Origin of the sequence: Burkholderia anthinoferrum (assembly GCF_002925705.1) — a bacterium.
GTDB classification, from domain to species: domain Bacteria; phylum Pseudomonadota; class Gammaproteobacteria; order Burkholderiales; family Burkholderiaceae; genus Burkholderia; species Burkholderia semiarida.
In genome coordinates, this window is record NZ_LFZP01000052.1 from 83,216 (window position 1) to 105,607 (window position 22,392).

A 22,392-nucleotide genomic window follows, 5' to 3' on the forward strand; every position below is an offset into this window, starting at 1 on the left:
GGGTCGTCGTCATCGCCGTTGCGTCGTGCGCAACGGGTGCCCCCGCGGCCCGGGTGCGGGCGAGCCGCGGCGGTGTTGCTTGCTTGCGTGGTTACTCGGCCACGTCGATGGCCGACAGCACCTTGATCACCGGAGGTGCGGTGAACCACTCGGCCGACTTCGTGCGGAATTCGCCGAAATACGGGCTCGCGAGGTGCGCGTCGAATGCCGCCTGGTCGTCGTAGATCTCGTACAGATGCAGGTTCGGCGATCCGTCCTGCTCGCGGAACAGGTCGTAGCGGCGGTTGCCCGGCTCGGTGCGCGTCTTCGCGACCATGCTGCGCAGTTCGGCCTCGGCGGCCTGCGCGTGTTCGGGTTTCAGGAACAGCGAAGCGATCACGTGAAGCGCCATTTTTCACTCCTTTGAAAACGGAAACGAGCATGCCACAAGCCGGCGTCTCGCGGCGCCAGCGTGCAGCGGGTATGTCGCCGTGCGGCGGGATCAGGCCAGCTCGTCCGGGCCGACGCGCACGACGACCTTGCCGAAATTCTTGCCGGCGAGCAGGCCGATCAGTGCTTGCGGCGCGTCGGCGAGATCGGGAACGACGTCCTCGCGCGTCTTCACCTTGCCCTGCGCGACCCATTCGGTCATGTCCTTCAGGAACGGCGCATAGCCGGTCGCATAGTGATCGAGGATGATGAAGCCCTGCACGCGGATGCGCTTGCGCAGGATCGCGCCCATCAGCGCCGGCACGCGGTCACGGCCGGTCGACACGGCCTTGTCGTCGTATGCCGCGTCGTTGTAATGCGCGATGATTCCGCAGACGGGCACGCGCGCATGGTCGTTCAGCAGCGGCCACACCGCGTCGAACACGGCGCCGCCGACGTTCTCGAAATAGATGTCGATGCCGTTCGGGCACGCATCCTTCAGCTTCGCGGCAAACGCCGGATCGTGGTGGTCGACGCATGCGTCGAAGCCGAGCGTACCGGTCACGTACGCGCACTTGTCGGCGCCGCCCGCGACGCCGACCACGCGGCAGCCCTTCAGCTTCGCGATCTGGCCGACCACCGCGCCGACCGCGCCGCTCGCGGCCGCGACGACCACGGTTTCGCCGGCCTTCGGCTCGCCGATCTTCAACAGGCCCGTGTAGGCGGTGAAGCCCGGCATGCCGAGCACGCCGAGCGCGTACGACGGGTGCGCGAAGTCGCGGCCGAGCGGGATCAGGTCGCGCCCGTCGGACAGCGCATAGTCCTGCCAGCCGGCGCCGGCGACGACGAGATCGCCTTCGCGAAACGCCGGCAGATTCGACGACACCACGCGGCTGACCGTGCCGCCGACCATCGGCTGGCCGAGTTCGGCCGGCGGTGCGTAGGACGGCGCGTCGCTCATCCGGCCGCGCATGTACGGGTCCAGCGACAGCCAGACGGTGCGCAGCAGGACCTGGCCGGCGCCGGGCACCGGCACGTCGCCGGTTTCGGCGCGGAAGTTGTCCGGTGTCGGTGCGCCGACCGGGCGCGAATTCAGGACGATCTGGCGGTTTGCAGTCTTGCTTTGCGGCATGTGAGCCTCCGTCAACAGGAATGAACGTGCGTCGTGGGCACGATCGGATCAGGGATGGACCAGCAGGAAGTGCGCGCCCCCGACGGCCGCGGCGGTGTGGCCGGGGCGGTCGCAGACAGGCGGTGGGAGCGATCGGGACAGCGTAACGCGGCGTATAGCGTTCGTCATGAATGATTGAGTAGACCAGTCGTCTATAATCAGGGCAAAAACAAGGCGCGCCATGCGCGCCGGAATTACGACTGCGCGCCGTCGGACGCGGCCGGCGGCAGATTCAGCATGCGCCGCGTTTCGATCATCGCCCTCTCGAGCGGTTTGCGGTTGCGGTGAATCTTTTCCAGCAGTGTCGCGCCCAGCCACAGCTCGTACAGGATCGCGGCCGCGTGCGACGGATCGTCGACGCCGCTCAGCGAACCGTCGGCCAGCCCGGCCTCGATGCCGCCCGCGAGCCGCTCGATGATCTGACTGGTGCCGCGCCGCAGTACCGCGCGCATCGCTTCCGACAGGTCCGACACTTCGGCGCCCAGCTTGACCGCGAGGCACTTGCCTTCCGGATCGTCCGCGCACTGCGTGTGCAGCCAGTTGCCCCAGTACGTCATCAGGCGCTCGGCGCCCGTGCCGGCCTGCTGCTTGAACAGCTTGTCGAGATGCGCGAGATAGCCTTCGAAATACGATTCGAGCAACGCTTCGCCGAATGCCTCTTTCGAGCCGAAGTAATGGTAGAACGAGCCCTTCGGGATGCCCGCCGCGGCGAGAATCTCGTTCAGACCGACCGCCGAAAAGCCCTTGTGGAGCATGATCGGCTTCGCGATGTTCAGGATGTGCTGGCGGACTTCGGCGCCTGAAGATGCATTCATGATGGCGTATGGTAGCAACGATTAGACCGGTCGTCTAGTAACGTCGAGCCGGCATGTTGAGCGGCACTTTACCCGATCCCCGTCGCGCGCCCAATGCCCCGGCCGGCGTTCTCCTCGCTCGTTCGTCCGTCTGCGGGTGGCGCGTCATATCGGCGCCCCGGTTTCGCTATCAGCGCGGCGCTTCGTCGGCGCGCTTTCTGGTGCGCGCCCGCCGCTCGCTGCGCTCGGCGGCCGGGACGGTCTTGACGCCGCGCAACGGCGGCCGGCGCACGAGCGCTGCCATCTCGCGCCTCAGCGCGTCGAGTTCGTGGCTGCGCGCCGCGCCGGTCGCCAGTGCGCCGTCGAGTTGCCCCTGAAGCACGCCGCAGCGATGCAGCGCATCGCCGAGTTGGGCTTGTAGCGCCGCCATTTCCTTTCGCTGCTGCGAGTCGCGTTGTTCCGCGCGCGATGTCGCTGCGTCGAGTTCCTTTTGCAATCGCGCGGCCGCGAGCCGCTCGCGATCGATTTCCTGAAGCGCCCGCTTCTCCGACGCGCGCAGCCGCTCTTCGGCGCGGCCGGCATCGTCGCGCAACCTGTCGAGCTGGGCGGTGAAATCCGCGCGGGCCTGCGCGAGCGCGCGGTCGCCCGCCGCGTTGTCGGCTTTCAGGCGCTCGATATCCGCTTGCAGCGCTTGCCGCGATGCATCGTCCGCCGCCCTCGCCTGCTCGAGCTCCTGAATGCGAACCTGCGCGGCCAGCAAGGCTGCCGTGCGTTGCTCCAGCGCGGTTTCGGTGCGGGCCAGGTCGGCCCGCACCGTCGCGACTTCCGTTTGCGCCGCGGCCCGCTGGGTTTCGACTTCCGCGCGCAGCGCATCGAGCGCGGCGGCCGCGTCGGTACTCGATCGATTCCACAACGCCGCGACGAGTTCGCCTGCCGCCGCCTGCAAGTCGGCCGGCAGGTCGGGATGCTCGATGCGCACGCGGCTCTTTTCCCGCAACTCGGCCCAGAACTCGCCGAGGACGGTCGTCGGCGTACTCATGCTGCCCTTGCGAACGAGTTGATACAGGCGGTTCGCCGTCGGCGTGATACCGAAGCGAAAGAACAGCAGCGCACACACTTCGCGGTACAACTCGCGCGTTTTCGGGAAGGCGGCCTTGAGCCGCTCGATTTCGGCGGTGAGGCGGGGTTCGTCGGCAGCGAGATCGGACATGGCGGGTTTGGTCGAGACTTTCGTTAATAATATAACGTAAACCGTTAAATATCCAATCAATAGAGCGATGTAATTTGACATTATTTCTATAATGTCGAGATCACATGAATCCATGCGATTCATCTGGTGCGTCAGGAAGGCCGGATTCCTCGCTCGGCGCGTTCGTTCGGCGTGTCATCGGCGTGCCACCGTAGGCCGGTAACGTTCGAAGCCGTCCCCGATCCCGACAAGCGATCCGCCATGCAGCGCCCGTCGCGCGCCACGCCCCACGTCTACGCGGCCACGTCCCGCGCCCTTGCCGTCAGCCTCGCGATCAACCTCCTGCTGCTCGCCGTCGAGACGGCGGCGGCATGGTCCGCGCATTCGTCGGGTTTGCTCGCGGACGTCGTGCATGCGGCGATCGATCTCGCGGCCGATGCGCTGATCCTCGTCGCCTGCCGGCTCGACGCGCGCCTGCCGCCGGCGCGCCGCCCGACCTACGAGCCGCTCGCGCTCGCGGGCCTTGGCGCGTTGCTGGCCGCGACCGGCGGGCGGATGATCTGGCATGCACTGACCGGGTTCGATACGCCGCCCGTCGTGCAGCCGGGCGCGACCGCATTCGCGCTGGTTGTCGTCACGCTCGCCGGCAAGGCCGTGCTGTCGTACTGGATGCTGCGCAAGGCGCGCGAGACCGGCTCCGCGCTGCTCGAGGCGAGCGGCTGGCACGTGCGAACCGATGCGCTGTCGTCGTTGCTCGCGGCGCTCGCGATGAGTGCGGCGCTGGTCGGCTTCGGTCGGCTCGACGATCTGGCCGCGCTCGCGATCGGCGCGCTCGTGATCGGGCGCCGGATTCATCCGGCGCGGCTGGACGCAGTGGCCGGCATGGGCCGGTTGGGCGAATCGCTCGACGCGCGGATCGTGAACGCCGCAGGTATCGCCTGACGGCCGATTCGTGCCGTTGCCTGCCCGATCGGGCTCCCTTTAACAGGCTATCGTTTGTTTTTTGTCAATACAGGCTATCATTTGTATTTTTGCAATACATGCCATAGACTGTATTTTCCGATTACAAACGATCGCCTGTCATCTCGCGGAGCGCCCGATGGCCTTTCCCGTCCAGACCTTGACCCAGTTGCGTCCGATACTCGTCGGCTTCCGCAAATCCGCGGGGCTCACGCAGGCGCAACTGGCCGCGCGCCTCGGCATCACCCAGCAATCCTATGCGCAGCTCGAAGCCAACCCGTCGGCGGCCAGTATCGAACGGCTTTTGAAGGTGTTGAACGCGCTCGGCGTTCGCATGATGCTCAGCCTGGACGAACGGGATGCGCGGGCGGAAGCGGCCGATCCGGCTTCCGATGCCGAGCCGCCGGCGCGCCGCAAGCCGGCCGCGAGCAAGCGCGGCACCACGGCCGCGCAATCCCCGGCCGGGGCCGCGGCCGACGCGGCGCGGAAGCGCCCGGCAGCGACGACTCGGGCCAGGCCACGCGTGTCGAAGCGGGAGGACTGGTGACGATGGCCGCACGCGCCCGCCATGATCGGCTCGACCTGTGGATGAACGGCATTCCCGTCGGCTATTGGGAAATCCGGCGCGGGGTCGAGCGTCTCGTGTACCTGCCGGACTGGCTCGACGATCCCCAGGGCCGGCCACTGTCGCTGTCGCTGCCCTTCACGCCCGGCAACCAGCCGCACCAGGGCGCGATCGTGGCCGACTACTTCGACAACCTGCTGCCCGACAGCGAGCCGATCCGCCGCCGCATCGCGCAGCGTTACCGGCTCGGATCGACGGCGCCGTTCGAATTGCTCGCGTCGGTCGGCCGCGATTGCGTGGGCGCGATCCAGATGCTGCCGCCCGGCGAGACGCCCGCCGATCTCGAGGCGATCGAAGGCGCGACGCTCGACGATGCAGCCGTTGCCGACGTGCTGCGCCACGCGACCGCCGCACCGCTGCCCGGCCACGCGGAGCCGGAAAGCGACCTGCGCCTGTCGATTGCCGGCGCGCAGGAAAAAACCGCGCTGCTGCGTCAGGGAAACCGCTGGCTGCGTCCGTCGGGCAGCACGCCGACGACCCACATCTTCAAGCTGCCGCTCGGGCGCGTCGGCAACATGCAGGCCGACATGCGCACGTCCGTCGAAAACGAATGGCTGTGTTCGAAGCTCGTCGCCGCGTACGGCCTGTCGGTCGCGCCGTGCGAGATCGGCCGGTTCGAGGACCAGAAGGCGCTGATCGTCGAGCGCTTCGACCGGCGTCCGTCGCGCGACGGCTCGTGGATCCTGCGACTGCCGCAGGAGGACATGTGCCAGGCGACCGGCACGCCGTCGGGGGCGAAATACGAATCGGACGGCGGCCCCGGCATCGAGACGATCATGGGCATCCTCGCGAATTCGGCCGATGCGTCGCGCGACCGGATGAATTTCTTCGTCGCCCAGCTCGTGTTCTGGGTGCTGGCCGCGATCGACGGCCACGCGAAGAACTTCAGTATCGCGCACCTGCCCGGCAATGCGTATCGCAGCACGCCGCTGTACGACGTGCTGTCCGCGCATCCGATCATCGGTACGCGCCGCAACCAGATTCCGCCGCGCCGCGCACGCCTCGCGATGGCCGTCTGCGGGAAGAACCGGCATTACGTGATCGGTGAAGTCCAGCCGCGCCACTGGATCGCGCAGGGCCGGCGCGTGGGCCTGACCGAAGACGACGTGCGCGCCGCGATGGCGGCCGTCGCCGCCCGCACGGAACCCGCGATTGCCGAAGCCGCCGCGCAGATCCCGGCGGATTTTCCGGCGGACGTCGCGGATGCGATTTTCGCCGGCATGCGTCGGCACAGCCGCAAGCTCGCGGCGGCCGATTCGGCGTGACACACCGACGGGCCGCGACGGGCTGTCGGCCTTCGCGGCAACACGTCAGCCCTGGATCGACGGGCAGCCCCGACGGAACGGAAGCCGTGACGCCGTCGCCGATACGGCATCGAGCGCCTCCGCGCCGGACCGCGCGCCGGCCGCCGGCGCTTGATCGTTCAGCCCGCGTCGCGCGCGCGGGCGAGTGCCGCGAGGTTGCCCTCGCCGAACCCGTGATGCCCCTTGCGCTGCACGATCTCGAAGAAGATCTCGCCGGGCCGGCGCTTGACGAAGGTCTGGAAGAACAGCCTCGGCACGCCGTCGCGGCCGATCTCGCCATCGACCAGCACCGCGCGGCGGCGCAGCGCATCGAGATCGACGCCGTGCCCGGGCAGCCGCGCATCGACGTCGTCGTAATAGCGTGCGGGCGGCTCGATGAACTCGACGCCGTTCGCACGCAGCGCATCGACGCACGACAGGATGTCGTCGGTCGCCAGTGCGACGTGCTGGACGCCCTCGCCCGGATGGTCGGGCAGGTACGCATGCATCAGCTCGGTGCGCCGCGTGCCTTCCTCGTACACGGGAATCCGCACCGCGCCGCACGGCGACACCATCACGCGCGATTCCTCCGACACATGCCAATGCGCGTCGATCTGGTGGATCTCGCGAAAATGCAGCAGGTCGTGGTAGAAATCGAGCCACTCCTGCATGCGGCCCGCGCCGACGGTTTGCGTGAAGTGGTCGACCTGCTGCAGGCCAACGCCGGCGCAATCGAGGTCGGTATGGGCGGTCGCGATGTCGATCGGCCGGAAATCGATGTCGAAGATCGAGATGTCGCCGACGCCGCCGCGCTGGCCGTCCCGCCCGCGCCAGCGGTCGACGAAATACAGGTGCGAATCGCCGATGCCCTGGATCGCCGGAATCTTGAGTTCGCCGACGCCGACCTTTTCGCCCTCGAACGCCCACGCACCGAGCTGGATCGCACGCTCGAACGCGCGCCGGGCGTTCGCCACGCGCAACCCGATCGCGCAGACGCCCATCCCGTATTCCTCCGCATAGCGCGCGGCGAACGAATCGGGCTCGGCGTTGATGAGGAAATGCATCTGCCCCTGCCGGTACAGCGTGACGTTCTTGCTGACGTGCCGCGCGATCGCCTTGAATCCGAGCTGCTCGAAGCGTTGCGCGAGTGCGTCCGGCACGGGCGCCGCGAATTCGACGAATTCGAGGCCGGCCATCCCGAGCGGATTGGCGGCCGGATCGGCGACGGGCGGCGTATCGCTGGACAGGGGGTGGGAATTGCCGGGCATTCCAGTCTCCGGGGACATGCGTCGATGGGGTAGCGTGCCTGTCGCGCGCGGCATGCGCGGCCGAGGTGGCGGCCGCACGCGCGCTCCGGACGGGCGAGTTGTCGATGCTGCAGATTTTAACCAGATCGTTCACGGCGGCACACCCCGGCCGAACGGATATCGTCGCGCCGCCTAGTGCAAACCCGGAAATCGTTCGATAATCGCACGGACTTGAACGATAATCGCGCAATTTATCCGATTGGCCGATTGCCGCCGTGCGGCGCGCGCCCTATTCTCCGTTCACTCATCGACTTCAATGCAGCATCGGACGCGGCGCCGCCACGATTCCACGATGCGCCGTGCCAGGAGACATCGCCATGACCCCCACCTTCGACACGCTCGACGCCGCTGCAGGCGCCCGTGCGCGCAACCAGGCCCGCAAGGCCGCGATCGGCAGCTTCGTCGGCGCCGTCGTCGACTGGTACGACTTCCTGCTGTACGGGATCGTCGCCGCGCTGGTGTTCAATTCGGAGTTCTTCCCGAAAGTCAGCCCGACGATGGGCACGCTCGCGGCGTTCGCCACCTTCGGCGTCGGCTTTCTGTTCCGGCCGCTCGGCGGCATCGTGTTCGGCCACTACGGCGACCGGCTCGGCCGCAAGCGGATGCTCGTGCTGACCGTGATGCTGATGGGGCTGTCGACCGTCGCGATCGGCCTGCTGCCGACGTTCTCGACGATCGGCTGGTGGGCGCCCGTGCTGCTGGTGCTGATGCGCGCGATCCAGGGTTTCGCGGTCGGCGGCGAATGGGGCGGCGCGGCGCTGATGGCCGTCGAAAGCGCGCCGAAGCAGAAGAAGGCGTTCTACAGCAGCGGCGTGCAGGTCGGCTACGGCGTCGGGCTCGTGCTGGCCACCGGCATCGTATCGATCCTGAGCCATACGCTCGGCGAGGCCGCGTTCAAGTCGTGGAGCTGGCGCCTGCCGTTCGTGTTCAGCATCGTGCTGGTGCTGATCGGGCTGTGGGTGCGCAAGAACATGGACGAATCGCAGGAGTTCGTCGAGAAGGTCGAGCACGGCAACCGCAAGCTGCGCCTGCCGGTGCTGGAAGCGCTGACGCGCCACCCGAAGGCGTTCCTGCTGATCGTCGCGCTGCGGCTCGCCGAACTGTTCACGATGTATATCGTCACCGCGTTCGCGCTCAGTTATTCGACGACGAACCTCGGCATGTCGCGCGACCTGTTCCTGAACATCGGCCTGCTGGTGGGCGCGGTGAGCTGCGTGACGATCCCCTGCTTCGCGTGGCTGGCCGACCGCTACGGCCTGCGCCGCATCTATCTGATTGGCGCACTGATCGGCGTTGCGTCCGCGGTGCCGTTCTTCCTCGCACTGGAAGCGCGGTCGATCGCGTGGATCGTGATCTTCTCGATCCTGCTGGCGAACGCCGCGCACGACATGGTCGTGAGCGTCCAGCAACCGCTGTTCACCGAGCTGTTCGGCGCCGAGTACCGCTACAGCGGCGCGGGCGTCGGCTACCAGTTCGCGAGCGTCGTCGGCGGCGGGTTCACGCCGTTCATCGCGGTCGGCCTCGTCAGCGTGGCCGGCGGTTCGTGGCACCTCGTCGCCGGCTATCTGGCGGCCGGCTGCCTGATCTCGCTGGTGGTCGCCGCACGGATGCGGGCGGCGCAATGACGCGATGAGCGCGTGGCCGGTCGCCGTCCGCGGTCGGCCACGCGGCTGGTCATTCGGCCATGCCGGCCGGCGTTCGACCTGCTGCTTCACGGGCGCGACGTCAAACACTGTCAGTTACGTGCGCCGATTCCCCTTTTCCCCTGCGAACATTCCACGCCGCGTGCCGACCAATGGCATCATATGGGCCTACGTCAGTCACCGATACGCCCCCATATCATGTCGAATCTCATCGTCCACGGCGGCACTCCGCTGCGCGGGGACATCAAGCCGTCCGCGAACAAGAACGCCGTCCTGCCGATTCTGTGCGCCACCCTGTTGACCGATCAGCCGCTGCGCCTCGTCGGCGTGCCCGACATCACCGACGTGCGCAAGATCCTCGACATCTTCCGCACGCTCGGCAGCGACGTGTCGGTCGATTTCACGACGGGTCTGCTCGAGCTTCACCATCGCAACACGAAGTTCGATCCGGCCGTCCATCGGCTGCCCGAGGCGATGCGTTCGTCGATCATGCTGATTCCGCCGCTGCTCGCGCGCTTCGGCGTCGCGCGCCTCGAGAACGACGTGAAAGGCTGCACGCTCGGCGTGCGCGAGATCGATCCGCACGTCGAGGTGTTCGAGCGATTCGGCGCGCACATCGAACGCACGCCCGATTCGCTGATCGTCCGTACCGACGGCCCGCTGACGGCCAACGATCACTGGCTCGACTACGCGTCGGTGACGACCACCGAGAACTTCGCGCTGTGCGCGACGGCCGCGAACGGCACGTCGACGCTGATGAACGCGGCATCCGAGCCGCACGTGCAGGAGTTCTGCCAGTTCCTCGCGATGATCGGCGTCGCGATCGAGGGGATCGGCACGTCGCGGCTGTGCGTGACGGGCGGCGGCAAGCTCGGCGGCGGCGAGTTCCGTTTCGCCGAGGATTTCCACGAGATCGCGACGTTCCTCGCGCTCGGCGCGATCACGGGCGGCGACATCACGGTGCGCAACTCGTCGCCCGAGCATTTCCCGCTGATCGACCGCACGTTCGCGAAATTCGGCGTCACCGTCACGCACCGCGACGGCTGGTCGCGCGCGGAGCGCGACGGCCCGCTGCGCGTGCGCCGGCCGTTCACGCAGAACATCCTGACCAAGGTCGAGGCCGCGCCATGGCCGTACCTGCCGGTCGACCTGCTGCCGATCTTCATTGCGCTCGGCGTGCGCGCGGAAGGCAGCGCGATGTTCTGGAACAAGGTCTACGACGGCGCGCTCGGCTGGTCCGGCGAGCTGTCGAAGTTCGGCGCGCACGTGCTGCTGTCCGATCCGCACCGGCTGATCACGTTCGGCGGGCTGCAACTGACGCCGGCGCGCGTCGAGAGCCCGTACATCATTCGCGTCGCGATCGCGCTGCTGATGGTGGCCGCGAGCATCGAAGGCCGCTCGGAAATCATGAACGCGCTGCCGATTCGCCGCGCGCATCCGCATTTCGTCGAAAACCTGCGTTCGGTCGGTGCGAACGTCGAGTGGACGAGCAGCGAGTAAGGTCATGACGGATGCGGCGCGCGCAACGGCCGCGTCGCATCCGGTTCGTCCGCTTTTCATGCCGTATCGGCCGTTTCCATGCGCGGCCGCGCGGCGTTCTGCCATCGGTTGCCATCAGTCCGCGTCAGCACGCTGCGTGCTGCTTCACGCCTTTTCCCGTAGTCGGCGTCAGCCTGACGATGCGTCATCGGGACGTCTACTCCCGCGACCCGCCGGCTTTTCCCGCTCGCGGAAAACCAGATTCGGACCCGTCCAATTGCCGAAACGTGAGCCCGGCCATAGCCTGCTTTCCTGATCCGGCGGAAAGTGCAAAAAACCGCACATCCTCCCTCCAGCACGAAAATGCACAGCCTATGGAACCTCGATTCACCCTGGCGCAGATGCGCGACGTCTGGATCGACGCGTATCGTCACGCCGATGTCGAACAACTCGATTTCGTCGCGAGCCCGCATTTCTTTGTCCGGCACGAAGCTCGCATTCGCCCGAAAGCGCAATTTCTTGCGCGAATGCGCGTCGTAGCGGCCGAACGCACACCGGACAGACCGGCTATCGCATATCGGGACGAAACCATGCAAATCGTTACGCGCGGACGGTGCGCGACGATAACGGGCATCGGATCGGTACGGATCGACCAGGCAATCGATTCCCGCTTCGATTTCGTTGAGCAGTGGTGCGTGATCGACGCCCGATGGCGCATTGCCGCGCTCTGGCACGAACACAAGTAAGCTGGGCGGCGCCGCAGGCGCGTTCCGGCGCTTGAATGGGTCGACTCAATCCGGCTCGTTTGCGTCGTTCCGCCTGAACCTGAAATCGCCCGGCAGCTTGCCTCTGAAACGCCTCAACGGCAGCAGAAGCGCTTCGGGGCTCGCGTGGCGGCTCGCGGCCAAAGCACCGGCATGGTGAACGACTATTTCGACTTCGTCGCCTTCACGTAGCCCCAACGCGTCGACCAGACCGACCGGAAGGCGCACGGCCAGACTATTCCCCCACTTTGCAACCCGCATACGTCCTCCTTGAATGGATGTCGCCGACTCTATATCGGCCCCTATCCCACGGGCAAGGATGGCGGATCAACCGACCTCCCGCTCCCCCACAACTCGCGCGATAATCGCCCACTCCCGCGCGAACACCGCGCGCCACCGCCCACCCGTGATGACGAAAAAGCCGGACCTCGACCGACGCGACTGGATTGCCGGCCTCGAAAAAGGCCTGATGATCCTGGAGGCCTTCGACAGCCAGCACGCGCGCATGACGCCCACGCAAGCCGCCGCGCGCACCGGCCTCACGCGCACGGCCGCGCGTCGCTACCTGCTGACGCTGGAATCGCTCGGCTACGTGTACACCGACGGCAAGCTGTATGGCCTCACGCCGCGCGTGCTGCGGGTCGGCTGGTCGTACTTCGATTCGGCGCGCCTGCCGCGCACGGTCCAGCCTTATCTGCAGCAGTTGAGCGCGTCGCTGAACGAATCGGCGTACGTCAGCGTGCTCGACGGCTGGGAGCTCGTGTTCATCGCGCGCAACGGCGTGTCGCGCGTGATGACGACGGGCTTCGTGCTCGGTGCGCGCGTGCCGGCGCCGCTGACGTCGCCCGGTGTCGTCCTGCTCGCCCATCATCCCGATCGCGAAGCCGTGCGCGCGTGGCTCGACGAGACCGAGCTGGCGCCGTTCACGCCGCACACGATCACCAACAAGGCGCGGCTGCTCGAACAGGTCGACCGGGCGCGCGAAGCCGGCTACGCGGCGATCGAGCAGCAATTGCAGGTCGGCGTACGCGGGATCGCGGTGCCGCTGAAGAACCGTCACGGCGAAGTCGTCGCCGCGCTGAGCACGAACATGCCGATCGGCGCGGAGACGACCGACGCGGCCGTGCGGCGCGTGCTGCCGCATCTGCAGGAAGCCGCGCTCGCGATGCTCAACGTGCTGTAGCAGCCGGCGCCGCCGTTACCCGATCCGCCACCACCGCGGCAGCAAATTGCGCACTTCGCGCCGCCGGTAACGGTCGTCGATCAGATGCACGACGCCCTCGTCGTGCTCGGTGCGGATCACGCGCCCGGCCGCCTGCACGACCTTCTGCAGCCCCGGATACAGGTACATGTAGTCGTAACCGTTGCCGAAGCGCGCGTCCATCGCGCGCCGCATCTGCTCGTTGATGTCGTTGACCTGCGGCAGTCCGAGCGTCGCGATGAACGCGCCGATCAACCGCTCGCCGACCAGGTCGACGCCTTCCGAGAAGGCGCCGCCCAGCACCGCGAAGCCGACGCCGCGTCCGCCCGCGTCGAAGCGCGCGAGAAACGCGTCGCGCTCGCTTTCGGCCATGCCGGGCGCCTGCGCCCACACGGGGACGTCCGGATGGCGCGTCTGCATCAGCGCGACCACGCGCCCGAGGTAGTCGAAGCTGCTCAGGAAGCCGAGATAGTTGCCGGGCCGTGCCGCGTATTGCGCGGCGATCAGGTCGGCGATCGGTTCGAGCGAACGATCGCGGTCGCGCCAGCGCGTCGACACGTGGCTCGCGACGCGCACCGTCAGTTGTTCGGCGCGGAACGGCCCGTCGACGTCGAGCCAGCCGGTATCGCCCGGCAGCCCGAGCGTGTCGCGATAGAAATGGAACGGGCTCAGCGTGCCCGAGAACAGCACGGTCGCGCGCGCGGCTTCGTAGCGCGGCGCGAGGAACCCGGCCGGGATCACGTTGCGCACGCACAGCGTCGACTGGACACGGCGCCGGCGGCCGGCCGTCGCGACGCCGTCGAGCGCCGGCTGGCGCGGCATCGGTTCGCCATGCAGCGTCGCGTCGAAGATCGACGCGCTGTCGAACGCCTCGGCCAGCACGCCGAACTGGATCGCCTCGAAATGGAAACGCAGCAGCGCGTCGTCGTTCGCGCGAGGCGCGTCGGTCAGGTGTTCGCCGATCGCCGCGACGAGGTTCTGCACGGCCGACACGATCGGGCCCGGCACCTCGGGATAGGCGGCATAGCGCTCCGCCTGCGCGCGATTGAGCGTCCCCCACGCGCGGGCGAGCCGGTCGAATGCCTTGCGCAGCGCGGCGGGCGCGGCTTCGCGCGCGGCCGCGAACGCGAATGGATCGAGCGACGCGCTGTACATCTTGCGGGCGCGGTCGAGCAGGTTGTGCGCTTCGTCCACGAGCACGCCGACGCGCCACTGGTTCTGCTGCGCGAGCGTATGCAGCATCGCGCTGCCGTCGTAGTAGTAGTTGTAGTCGCCGATCATCATGTCCGACCAGCGCGCGAGCTCCTGCGCCAGGTAGTACGGGCAGACGTCGTGCGCGAGCGCGGCGGCGCGCACGGTCTCGCGATCGAGGAGCCCGGCCTCGATCGCCGCATCGCGCGCGGCCGGCAGCCGGTCGTAGAAGCCCTTCGCGAGCGGGCACGATTCGCCGTGGCACGCGTTGTCCGGATGCTCGCACGCCTTGTCGCGCGCGACGAGTTCCAGCACACGCAGCGGCAAAGCGGGCGTGCCGGCGCCGAGCGTCGTCGCCGCTTCGAGCGCGAGCGCGCGGCCGGGGGTTTTCGCGGTCAGGAAAAATACGTGATCGAGTTCGCCCTCGCCGCAGGCCTTCAGCAACGGGAACACGGTGCCGAGCGTCTTGCCGATGCCGGTCGGCGCCTGCGCCATCAGGCAGCGTTCGTCGCGTGCCGCGCGATAGACGGCCACCGCCAGCTCGCGCTGGCCGCTGCGGAACTGCCCATGCGGAAACGCGAGCGCGCGCAGCGCCGCGTCGCGCGCGGCGCGATGGGCCGTCTCGCGTTCGGCCCAGCCGATGAAGCACGCGCACTGCTCGGCGAAGAACGTCGCGAGCGCGCCGGCATCGAGCGTTTCCGTCAGCACGGTCTCGCGCTCGGACACGATGTCGAAATACACGAGCGCGACGTCGATTTCATTCAGATCGCGCGCAGCGCACATCAGGTGCGCATAGACCTTCGCCTGCGCCCAATGCAGCGCGCGGTGGTTGGCCGGCATCGCATCGAGGCTGCCGCGGTAGGTCTTGATTTCCTCGAGCCGGTTCGCCACCGGATCGTAGCCGTCCGCGCGCCCGCGCACGGTGAGCATGCCCCACGTGCCCGTCAGCGCGATCTCGGTTTCGTAGCGCGCGCCGCGCTTCGACGTGACCGCGCCGTGGCCGGCGATGCCTTCGAGCGCGGTCGGCGCGGGCGTGAAGCGCAGGTCGAGATCGCCGCGCCGCGCGGTGAACTCGCACATCGCCCGCACCGCGACGACGTAGCTCATACGGACAACCCCGCCGCCTCGGCGTGCGCGACGCCCTCGCCGGCCCACTCGACGTCGACGACGCGCACCGGCATGCGGTGCGCGAGGCAGTAGGCGAGCCAGCGCGTCTGGTTGTCCTGCAGCCGGTCGCCGGGGCCCTTCACCTCGATCAGCTCGTAGCGTCGTTCGTCGGGCCAGAAGCGCACGAGATCGGGCAAGCCGGACCGGTTGCCGCGGATATCCGCGAGCAGGCGCGTGAACCACAGCCGCAGGTGCTCGGGCGGCAGGCACGCGAGCGCTTCGTCGAGCAACGCGTCGGTCAGCACGCCCCAGAACACGAACGGCGACTGCACGCCGGCCTTCGTCGCGAAATGCCGACGGATCGTGTCGCGGTACGCGCCCGAATCGAGCTGCGCGAAGCACGCGTCGAAGGCCGCCGCGCGACGCGCGGCGAAATCGGGCGCGTGCAGGTCGGCCGGGCCGCGCTGGAACGGGTGAAAGAACGCGCCGGGCACCGCCGCGAACACGGGTTCCCAGCACAGCAGACCGAACAGCGAATTGATCAGCGTGTTTTCGACGTAGTGGACCGGCGACGCCGGCTGCGCGAGATGGTCGCGCACCGCGAATTCGACGCTGACGGATGCGTCGGGACGCGCGAGCACGAGCGTCTCGCGCGGGACCGCCGCGGCGGCGGCCGCGCGTTCGACCCGCTGGCCGGCGCGACGCTGCAGGCGCGGCAGCATGCGCTCGACGCGCTGGCGCTCCTCGTCGCTCTCGAAGCCGCCGCGCGCGTCGAGCGCCAGCGCAAGCGCGTCGCCGTCGCGCCCGCAGCGTTCGAGTACGCGGATGCGCCGCTGGCGGCTGCCGGGCCATGCGCTGCGCGTGTACGCGTCGAGCGCGGCGCACCAGTCGGCACGGCGTTCGCATGCCTGGCCCAGCGCGAACAGCAGCTTCGCGCGGCGCGTCGCGAGCCACGGCTGCGCACAGTCGACCGCGTCCAGCGCGCGGATCAGATCGTCGAACGGCAGATCGTCGGGCCATGCGTCGAGCGCGTCGCGGCACATCTGCAGCGCGAGATATGCATCGACGTCGCCACGCTGCTGGAACGCGCGCGACGACGGCGCGATCGGCACGCTTTCGTACTGGAACACGCCGAGATCGGCGAGCACGAACTCGCTCCAGTCTTGATGCAGATTGCCGAAGAACATCAGCCGCAGCCGGTCGCACAGCGGGCCGACCGTCACGCGCAGCACGCGGTCGTCGGCCTGCGCGCACCACGCGTCGAGCGGTTGCGCGACGTCGTGCGCGGGCCTCAGCCGTTCGAGCCAGTCGGCCTTGCGCTCGCCAGCATGCGCGGCGAGCGACGGAAAGATGCGCAGCAGATCGGCCTTGGTCGACAGCGCGAACAGCTCGTCGAGCGTGAGCGCGGGCGCCGGATCGACCCAGCCGAGCGCGACGAGCGGCGCGGCGGCGTCGAGCGTGCAGCCGATCTCGTCGTACACGAGCTTGCTCGCGCGGAAATCGCACCCGTTGCGCATCAGCATCCGCACGAGCAGCGCGCGCGACGCCTGCGGCAGCGCCGCGAACTGCCGGACGAACGCATGCTCGTGCGCGTCGAACAGGTCGTCGTAACGCTCGCCGAGCCAGGCCAGCGCGCGTTCGAAATTGGTCAGGTAGTAAAACGCCGGAGGCGTCGGCGAAGCAGGCGTCACGGGGATCGATCACTGTACATTTGTACAGGTCGCAATCATATCAAATGTGGCGGCCAATGCCGCACGCGGCATTGCCGTTCCGCTGCCCCGGCTTCGGTCAGAACTGGTAATTCACCGACATGTCGAACACGCCGTTGGTCGACTGCTGCGTGATCGGGCTGCGCGCCGCGCGGCCGACGAGCTGCTCGAGCGCGCCGTCCATCGTGACGAACCAGTGCTTGTTCACGAACCACACCATCGTCACGCCCACGCCGGCCGACTTGATCCCGGCCCCGGACGAATAGGCCGGCAGCCCCGAGCGCGCCGCAGCCCCCTGGTTCACGCCGAACCAGCTGTTCATGTAGCGGGAATCGGCGAACGACACGGTGGGCCCCGCGAACCAGAAGAAGTGTTCGTTGCTGCCGGGCATCGGCATGTACGCGGAAAAATCGCCGGTCCAGCCGTTCGACCCGCCGATGCTGCGCCGCACGTCCGCGCGCAGCACGAGCGGGAAATCCTTCGAGACCACGTAGTCGGCCGCGAGCTTCATCACGGGCGCCGCATTGATGTTGTCGAGACCGTTCAGATGGCCGAGATCATCGGCCGAACGGCGCCCGAGGTCATAGCCGACCGACAAACTCACGCGCCAGTTCGGCCCGCGCAGCACGTTCGCGCCGAGCCCCTCGCCGGTCGACAGGAAGAACAGGTCGCGATAGCGGATATCGAAATTCGGGCCGCCCATCACGCGATAGCGGTCGGAGCCCGCATAGCGCGGCTGCAGCGTCATCGCGGCGCCGACGCTGACCTGCCAGGTCGGGATATTCGGATCGAAGAGTTTGCGCAGCGGCACGCCCGCCGTGTATTGCCATTCCCCGAGCGGCGAAGGCGTCTGGGCCGACGCGTCGCGGGCGCCGGCGGCGGCGAGCGCCGCGAATGCCGACAGGCTGGATACGAACCGGCGTGCGCCGGGGGACAGCAACAGGCGAGCAACAGGGGTCAAGGCGGTCTCCGTCGGTTGCATGAAAGGAACCTGAGGGAAAGCGCGTCGCGCTTCGTCGGCTGCAACGGCACGCAGCCTGCGGCGCGAACGTAGCATGCGCTGAATTAATGGACATCCTACGCGACGCGCGCACAGACGCAAAGCGCCCGCTGTATGCGGGCACTTTGCCGGAAGCCGGCATGAGCCGGCGGATGATTGCGGAATCAGAAACGCTCGACGTGATAGTCGCCGGCGAGCGCGGCCGGACTGCGCGTCGACATCATCCGGGAGAAACCGTCGGCGAGCCGGCCGAGCGCCAACTGCTTCTGGCTGGCGTCCCAGTGCGTAAAGGTGTCGTACGCGGCATCGTCGAACGAAACGGTCACGGCGACCGGGCGGCCGCTCGCGCGAAAGCCGATCTGCAGCACGCCGCCCGGCAATTCCTCGATGTGATAGTGCAGCGAACGCGATTCGAAATAGCGGCCCAGTACCTGAGCGATCGCGCGCTTGTCTGGCGATTGCACGTGAATGTCCATGACGGTCCTCCTTTTCAGTGTTCGCGCGGCCGGTGGTGGCGCACTGCCCCGGGCGGCATCCGCATCGGCGGCGGATTCGACGGCGGGTCGCCCTGCGGCAGCCCGTCGGGCACGGGCGGGTCGACCGGGTCGTCGTGCCCGGGCGGCGGCGGATCCGGTTCGACGTCGGGTGTCGTCGGTTCGGGGCGGTGCAGCATGGATGGCGTCTTCATGTCACTCCTGCGCGACGGCGCGCGCATCTCGATGGCGAGGCGAGCCCCGCAAGCGCCGTGCCCGCTCTCGCGCCGTTCCGTTCAATCGTCGTAAGCCGCCATGACGAGCCACATCGTGCGCCCCTCGGCGGACAGTTGCACGGCGAGCGCGAACGGGTCGGACGGTTCGCATTGCGCGACCAGCGCCTGCTGGGCCCGCTCCGGGCTGTCGTAGACGACGTCGTTCAGCTCGCGCACCTCGTCCTTGCCGTCGAACATGCGCCGCTCCGGCCGGTAGACCCGCGATTCGCGCTTCCACGTATCGAATCGCTCGCGCACGTGGCCGAAATCGCCGCCGCATACGTTCGCGTCGTAACGTATCCTTTCCCTGGCTGCATTCATCGCGATGTCCTCTCGTCCAGACCGGACGCGTGCCCGGCCGTCCTGGCCGGCTTGCAAGCGCCGTGCCGCGTGCGCCGCGGGTACGCCGCTTGCGCTTCTCATCGACAAGGAGGTCCGACCATGATCGTTCACGCCACCGGCCGCCGCGACGCCGTGTCACCGGTTGCCGGAGTGCTCCGGCTCGCCACGTCGCGCCCGCCGTCCGAAGACAAGACGGAGGAGCGCATCGACGAAGGGCTCGAGGAGACGTTCCCGGCCAGCGATCCGCCCGCCGTCGGCGGTGCGACCCGTATCGACCCCGCCAAGCCGTCCGGCGAGCATGAACGTCGCGCGCCGCACGTCCCTTCACCGCCCCCCGATCACGGCTGACGGCGGCACCCGGCCCGCGGTGCGGCAGCGCATGCGCGGGCCGGCGAAATCAGGAGCGATTCGATGAAAGTCCTTGAACGCAGATGGCATGAAATCAGTGGCGCGGCCGGCGTCGCGGCACTGGCCGCGATCGAAAGCGCCGTGGTGCTGGCGATCGTCACGATGACGGGGATTGGCCACTGACGTCCCGCGTTGATGCCCCTGCCGCGAGGCGGCGGCTGCCGTGGAAGATGTACAAGCGGGCTGGCAAATTTCTCCGTCCTCCGGCCGTCCGGGCCCCGCGTGCGCGCATCGCGCGCGGCACGCGGCCTGCTCCCGTCTGGATCCGATCACGAAGGAGGCGTTCATGTATCGCGTCAACGAGATCATGTCGCGCGACGTAGTATGCGTCGCACCGACCGACACGATTCGCCGTGCGGCCGAATTGATGCAGCGCTTCGACATCGGCGTGCTGCCCGTGTGCGAGGGCACCGAGCTCGTCGCGATCGTGACCGACCGCGATCTGGCGGTGCGGGCGCTGTCGCACGGTCATTCGCCCGATACGCCGGTGCACGCGGTGGCGTCCAGACCCGTGCAGTGGTGCGTGGAAGACGACGGCGTCGGCGACATTCAGCAGCGGATGGCCGACGTGCAGTTGCACCGGCTGCCGGTGCTCGATCGCAGCCGGAAGCTGGTCGGCATGGTGTCGCTCGGCGACATCGCGACGCGCGCGGGCGGCCCGGCGCGCGACGAGCTGGCCAATACGCTCGAGGACGTATCGCTGCCGCGCCGCCGCTGACCGGCATCTCTCATCGTTCTGCGTTGCCCGCTACCCCGGCGCCGTACCCGCGCGATGGATTTGCGCGTGGACCGCGGTGCCGCTTCTACCAGGAGGTTTCGATGACAACGGACAAACCGTCGCGCGACGCCGCGCGCATCGTCGGCGCGAACCCGCGCACGGCCGCCGGCGGGCCGGGGCCCGACGTGATGGCCGCTCGCACGCTCGAAGACGATCGCGTGCTGACGATGGACGGCGACGACATCGGCAAGGTGAGCCACATCATGCTCGACGTACGCGCGGGACGGATCGCGTACGCGGTCGTGTCGTCGGGCGGCTTGCTCGGGATTGGCGACAAGCTGCTCGCGGTGCCGTGGAACGCGCTCGTTCTCGACGCCGAGCGCGAATGCTTCGTGCTGCCGGTCGACACCGCGCGCGTGCGCGAGGCGCCCGGCTTCGACAAGAGCCGGTGGCCCGCGATGGCCGACCCCGAATGGGCCGAAGCGCTGCATGCGTACTACGGCAGCTCGCCTTACTGGCTGATCGAGGAAGGCGAAACGGCGCTCGATTCGCCGCCGTACGAGGCATCCCCCGGCGGCCCCGAAGACGGCACGCGGCAGCCCTGAAGCGCATCCGCCGCAACGCGGGTCACTGCGCGGTGGCCACGGTCTTCGCGAGTTGCCGCGCGGCACCCAGGTGCGCGTTCAGCGTCGGCAGCGTGCGGGCCGCGAACGCGCGAAGCTGCGGGTCGCGGCCGTCTTTCGCCTCGGTTTCGTAGAGCCGGACCGCCGCTTCGTGCGCGCGGGGCCCGGCCAGCGCCACGTACGCCGTATCGAATGCGTGCCCGTCCTTCGCTCGCAATGCCGTCACCTCCGGATCCACGAGCATCCGCGTCTGGACCGGCACGCCCTTCTGCGCGCCGAGATGCCGCAATCCGTCTGCGATACGCGCGTGATCGTCGACCATCCGGCGGGCGAAGGCTTTCACGTCCGCGTTCGACGATCGATCGAGCGCGAGCTGGCCGGCCTGTCGTTGCACCTTGCCGATCATGCCGGCCTTGTCGACGAACTCGGCGTCGATGCCGGCCGGCCGCTGCGTCATGCCGGCCTCGTCGGCGGTCGAGCCCGGCCGGATGACGCCCGGCGCGACCTGCGCGGACGAAGCGGGCGGCGCCTGCGCGTCCGACAGCGCGAACGTCCCGACACCGGCGGCGGCCATCAGCATGATGACTACCGGCCGACGCCCGCGTTGTTTCGTCCGGTTCGTTTTATTCATCCGGGCCTCCGATGTCGGGCGACGAAGCGGGGCCGGCCGCACGCCTTCCCGTCACGCGGGACGATGGGCCGACGTGAAGAAATCGGTCCACGCGCCGTTGTGCCATGCACCCTCGGTGCGCTCCACCGACAGCGCGCCGGCGGCGAGCATCGTCCGCTCCGCGAACGCGATCGTGCGCCGCGTCACGTGCGCGGCCAGCACGACGCCGTTTTCGCATTGCTTCAGTGCGCCATGTCCCTCCGGTGCATCGCCGCGCATCCGGCCGAGCGCGCCGCACAACGCGCCGACATAGGCGCCGACGAGCGGCACGCCGATCCACGCGAGCGGGGAATGAAGCCCGCCCAGATGGAGCACCGCGGCGCCGGCGAGCCCGACGACCGCGCCGATGGCCACGCCTTCCAGCGCGCCGAGGCCGCCCGGCCGCGCGGCGGAGTCCGCATAGACGTCGCCGCCGAGCCAGAACAGCGCGTGCTGCCCGGGCGGATTGAGAAAGAAGACCTTCACGTCGTCCCGATGGATGGCGTGGCCGCGCAGTTGCTCCGCGCAGCGTTCCGCCTGCTCGAGCCGCGAGAAACGGCCCGCGATGATGGTGTCCATGTCGAACCCTCCTGCCCGGTGACGCGCAGGGTCGCGGGCGCGCGACGCCCGGTCGGCCCGGCGCTGGCCCGCGCATCACATTACTTCCGGCGGATCTGCAGCTTGTCGCGCACGCCGCTCACGCCGCTGACGTCGTGCGCGACGCGGACCGCGGCCGCGCGTTGCCGCTCGTCGGGCACGTTGCCCGTCAATTCGACCACGCGGTCGTGAACCTGCACGTCGATGTCGCCGGAAGCCAGGCCGCGTTCGGCGACGAGCGCGGCCCTGACGCGGGACGCGAGCGTCGCGTCGCGGATCTGGCCCCCGACGGCCGACGCCTGGCTCGCCAGCTTCGCACGCGTGCCCTCCTCGGCCGATGCGTAGCGGGGCGTCGCGATCCATGCACACGACAACATCAGTATGCTCGCGATCCGCCCGATCGGCGTCCCGCGTCGGGTGCGTGCCGGCTTGCCGCCCGTGCCGCCGCGCCGCGTGCTTTCCGTTGCGTCCATCGT

General features: G+C 68.5%; 24 protein-coding genes and 1 pseudogene. 9 read left to right on the forward strand and 16 right to left on the reverse strand.

Features of this window, described 5'->3' with window-relative positions; all coding sequences use genetic code 11:
* Window positions 1–91: 91 nt before the first annotated feature.
* The 4 genes from C5F75_RS23035 to C5F75_RS23050 all read right to left on the reverse strand — a co-directional run bounded on the left by C5F75_RS23035 (window position 92) and on the right by C5F75_RS23050 (window position 3,583).
* Window positions 92–391, reverse strand: a complete 300-nt coding sequence (locus C5F75_RS23035; RefSeq protein WP_059574388.1) for a putative quinol monooxygenase — start codon at window positions 389–391, stop codon at window positions 92–94.
* Window positions 392–481: 90 nt separating this feature from the next.
* Window positions 482–1,540 carry an NADP-dependent oxidoreductase gene (locus C5F75_RS23040; protein WP_059574389.1) on the reverse strand — a complete coding sequence of 353 codons (1,059 nt, stop codon included), beginning with the start codon at window positions 1,538–1,540 and terminating at the stop codon, window positions 482–484.
* A gap of 233 nt (window positions 1,541–1,773) precedes the next feature.
* Window positions 1,774–2,394 carry a TetR/AcrR family transcriptional regulator gene (locus C5F75_RS23045; protein WP_059574390.1) on the reverse strand — a complete coding sequence of 207 codons (621 nt, stop codon included), beginning with the start codon at window positions 2,392–2,394 and terminating at the stop codon, window positions 1,774–1,776.
* A gap of 169 nt (window positions 2,395–2,563) precedes the next feature.
* Window positions 2,564–3,583, reverse strand: a complete 1,020-nt coding sequence (locus C5F75_RS23050) for a DNA-binding protein (RefSeq protein WP_059574391.1) — start codon at window positions 3,581–3,583, stop codon at window positions 2,564–2,566.
* Window positions 3,584–3,823: 240 nt separating this feature from the next.
* Between C5F75_RS23050 and C5F75_RS23055 the strand changes: the two are divergent.
* The 3 genes and pseudogenes from C5F75_RS23055 to C5F75_RS23065 all read left to right on the forward strand — a co-directional run bounded on the left by C5F75_RS23055 (window position 3,824) and on the right by C5F75_RS23065 (window position 6,412).
* Window positions 3,824–4,484 (forward strand): annotated as a pseudogene (locus tag C5F75_RS23055) (cation diffusion facilitator family transporter).
* A 177-nt stretch (window positions 4,485–4,661) separates the two neighbouring features.
* Window positions 4,662–5,069: a helix-turn-helix domain-containing protein gene (locus C5F75_RS23060; RefSeq protein WP_059574393.1), complete on the forward strand. Its 408-nt coding sequence runs from the start codon at window positions 4,662–4,664 to the stop codon at window positions 5,067–5,069.
* 2 nt (window positions 5,070–5,071) lie between these two features.
* On the forward strand, window positions 5,072–6,412 hold the full coding sequence (locus C5F75_RS23065) for a type II toxin-antitoxin system HipA family toxin (RefSeq protein WP_060011372.1): 1,341 nt from the start codon (window positions 5,072–5,074) through the stop codon (window positions 6,410–6,412).
* Window positions 6,413–6,570: 158 nt separating this feature from the next.
* Here the strand turns inward: C5F75_RS23065 and C5F75_RS23070 are convergent, their stop codons facing one another.
* Window positions 6,571–7,698, reverse strand: coding sequence for a 4-hydroxyphenylpyruvate dioxygenase family protein (locus C5F75_RS23070; protein ID WP_059574395.1), 1,128 nt, complete (start codon window positions 7,696–7,698; stop codon window positions 6,571–6,573).
* A 356-nt stretch (window positions 7,699–8,054) separates the two neighbouring features.
* On the opposite strand from C5F75_RS23070, the gene shiA reads away from it, so the two are divergent.
* Both shiA and C5F75_RS23080 read left to right on the forward strand, forming a co-directional pair.
* The gene (gene shiA / locus C5F75_RS23075; protein ID WP_059574396.1) at window positions 8,055–9,362 is read left to right on the forward strand and encodes a shikimate transporter; all 1,308 of its coding nucleotides are present in this window, start codon (window positions 8,055–8,057) and stop codon (window positions 9,360–9,362) included.
* Window positions 9,363–9,578: 216 nt separating this feature from the next.
* A complete protein-coding gene (locus tag C5F75_RS23080) occupies window positions 9,579–10,880 on the forward strand; it encodes a UDP-N-acetylglucosamine 1-carboxyvinyltransferase (RefSeq protein ID WP_012340028.1) in 1,302 nt (433 codons plus the stop codon).
* A 56-nt stretch (window positions 10,881–10,936) separates the two neighbouring features.
* Here C5F75_RS23080 and C5F75_RS37685 read toward each other — a convergent pair whose 3' ends face one another.
* Together C5F75_RS37685 and C5F75_RS23090 are read right to left on the reverse strand one after the other, a co-directional pair.
* Window positions 10,937–11,599, reverse strand: coding sequence for a hypothetical protein (locus tag C5F75_RS37685; RefSeq protein WP_226094200.1), 663 nt, complete (start codon window positions 11,597–11,599; stop codon window positions 10,937–10,939).
* Between the two features lie 51 nt (window positions 11,600–11,650).
* Entirely contained in the window at window positions 11,651–11,884 is a 234-nt protein-coding gene (locus C5F75_RS23090) for an AbrB/MazE/SpoVT family DNA-binding domain-containing protein (RefSeq protein ID WP_059574398.1), read from the reverse strand.
* Between the two features lie 148 nt (window positions 11,885–12,032).
* Here C5F75_RS23090 and C5F75_RS23095 point away from each other — a divergent pair, with 148 nt between their 5' ends.
* The gene (locus C5F75_RS23095) at window positions 12,033–12,806 is read left to right on the forward strand and encodes an IclR family transcriptional regulator domain-containing protein (RefSeq protein ID WP_059574399.1); all 774 of its coding nucleotides are present in this window, start codon (window positions 12,033–12,035) and stop codon (window positions 12,804–12,806) included.
* A gap of 15 nt (window positions 12,807–12,821) precedes the next feature.
* On the opposite strand, the gene C5F75_RS23100 is transcribed toward C5F75_RS23095, so the two are convergent.
* The 6 genes from C5F75_RS23100 to C5F75_RS23125 form a co-directional block, all read right to left on the reverse strand.
* On the reverse strand, window positions 12,822–15,122 hold the full coding sequence (locus tag C5F75_RS23100; RefSeq protein WP_059574400.1) for an ATP-dependent DNA helicase: 2,301 nt from the start codon (window positions 15,120–15,122) through the stop codon (window positions 12,822–12,824).
* Window positions 15,119–16,813: a VRR-NUC domain-containing protein gene (locus tag C5F75_RS23105; RefSeq protein WP_060011369.1), complete on the reverse strand. Its 1,695-nt coding sequence runs from the start codon at window positions 16,811–16,813 to the stop codon at window positions 15,119–15,121. The genes C5F75_RS23100 and C5F75_RS23105 overlap by 4 nt, the downstream gene beginning before the upstream one ends.
* Window positions 16,814–16,910: 97 nt before the next feature.
* Window positions 16,911–17,813, reverse strand: a complete 903-nt coding sequence (locus C5F75_RS23110; protein ID WP_179231776.1) for a MipA/OmpV family protein — start codon at window positions 17,811–17,813, stop codon at window positions 16,911–16,913.
* 182 nt (window positions 17,814–17,995) lie between these two features.
* Window positions 17,996–18,307 carry an ATP-binding protein gene (locus tag C5F75_RS23115; protein WP_060011367.1) on the reverse strand — a complete coding sequence of 104 codons (312 nt, stop codon included), beginning with the start codon at window positions 18,305–18,307 and terminating at the stop codon, window positions 17,996–17,998.
* Window positions 18,308–18,321: 14 nt separating this feature from the next.
* On the reverse strand, window positions 18,322–18,519 hold the full coding sequence (locus C5F75_RS23120) for a hypothetical protein (protein ID WP_059574403.1): 198 nt from the start codon (window positions 18,517–18,519) through the stop codon (window positions 18,322–18,324).
* Between the two features lie 81 nt (window positions 18,520–18,600).
* On the reverse strand, window positions 18,601–18,900 hold the full coding sequence (locus tag C5F75_RS23125) for a hypothetical protein (RefSeq protein WP_059574404.1): 300 nt from the start codon (window positions 18,898–18,900) through the stop codon (window positions 18,601–18,603).
* A gap of 120 nt (window positions 18,901–19,020) precedes the next feature.
* Here C5F75_RS23125 and C5F75_RS23130 point away from each other — a divergent pair, with 120 nt between their 5' ends.
* From C5F75_RS23130 to C5F75_RS23140, 3 genes are all read left to right on the forward strand, one after another.
* Window positions 19,021–19,269 carry a hypothetical protein gene (locus C5F75_RS23130; RefSeq protein ID WP_059574405.1) on the forward strand — a complete coding sequence of 83 codons (249 nt, stop codon included), beginning with the start codon at window positions 19,021–19,023 and terminating at the stop codon, window positions 19,267–19,269.
* Between the two features lie 346 nt (window positions 19,270–19,615).
* On the forward strand, window positions 19,616–20,047 hold the full coding sequence (locus C5F75_RS23135; protein ID WP_059574406.1) for a CBS domain-containing protein: 432 nt from the start codon (window positions 19,616–19,618) through the stop codon (window positions 20,045–20,047).
* Window positions 20,048–20,148: 101 nt separating this feature from the next.
* Window positions 20,149–20,652 carry a PRC-barrel domain-containing protein gene (locus C5F75_RS23140; RefSeq protein ID WP_060011365.1) on the forward strand — a complete coding sequence of 168 codons (504 nt, stop codon included), beginning with the start codon at window positions 20,149–20,151 and terminating at the stop codon, window positions 20,650–20,652.
* 22 nt (window positions 20,653–20,674) lie between these two features.
* Here the strand turns inward: C5F75_RS23140 and C5F75_RS23145 are convergent, their stop codons facing one another.
* The 3 genes from C5F75_RS23145 to C5F75_RS23155 form a co-directional block, all read right to left on the reverse strand.
* Window positions 20,675–21,301 carry a DUF4142 domain-containing protein gene (locus C5F75_RS23145; RefSeq protein WP_060011363.1) on the reverse strand — a complete coding sequence of 209 codons (627 nt, stop codon included), beginning with the start codon at window positions 21,299–21,301 and terminating at the stop codon, window positions 20,675–20,677.
* Between the two features lie 51 nt (window positions 21,302–21,352).
* Window positions 21,353–21,898 (reverse strand): hypothetical protein, encoded by a 546-nt coding sequence (locus tag C5F75_RS23150; RefSeq protein WP_059574409.1) that lies wholly within the window; start codon window positions 21,896–21,898, stop codon window positions 21,353–21,355.
* A gap of 80 nt (window positions 21,899–21,978) precedes the next feature.
* Window positions 21,979–22,389 carry a BON domain-containing protein gene (locus C5F75_RS23155; protein WP_059574410.1) on the reverse strand — a complete coding sequence of 137 codons (411 nt, stop codon included), beginning with the start codon at window positions 22,387–22,389 and terminating at the stop codon, window positions 21,979–21,981.
* Window positions 22,390–22,392 lie beyond the last annotated feature (3 nt).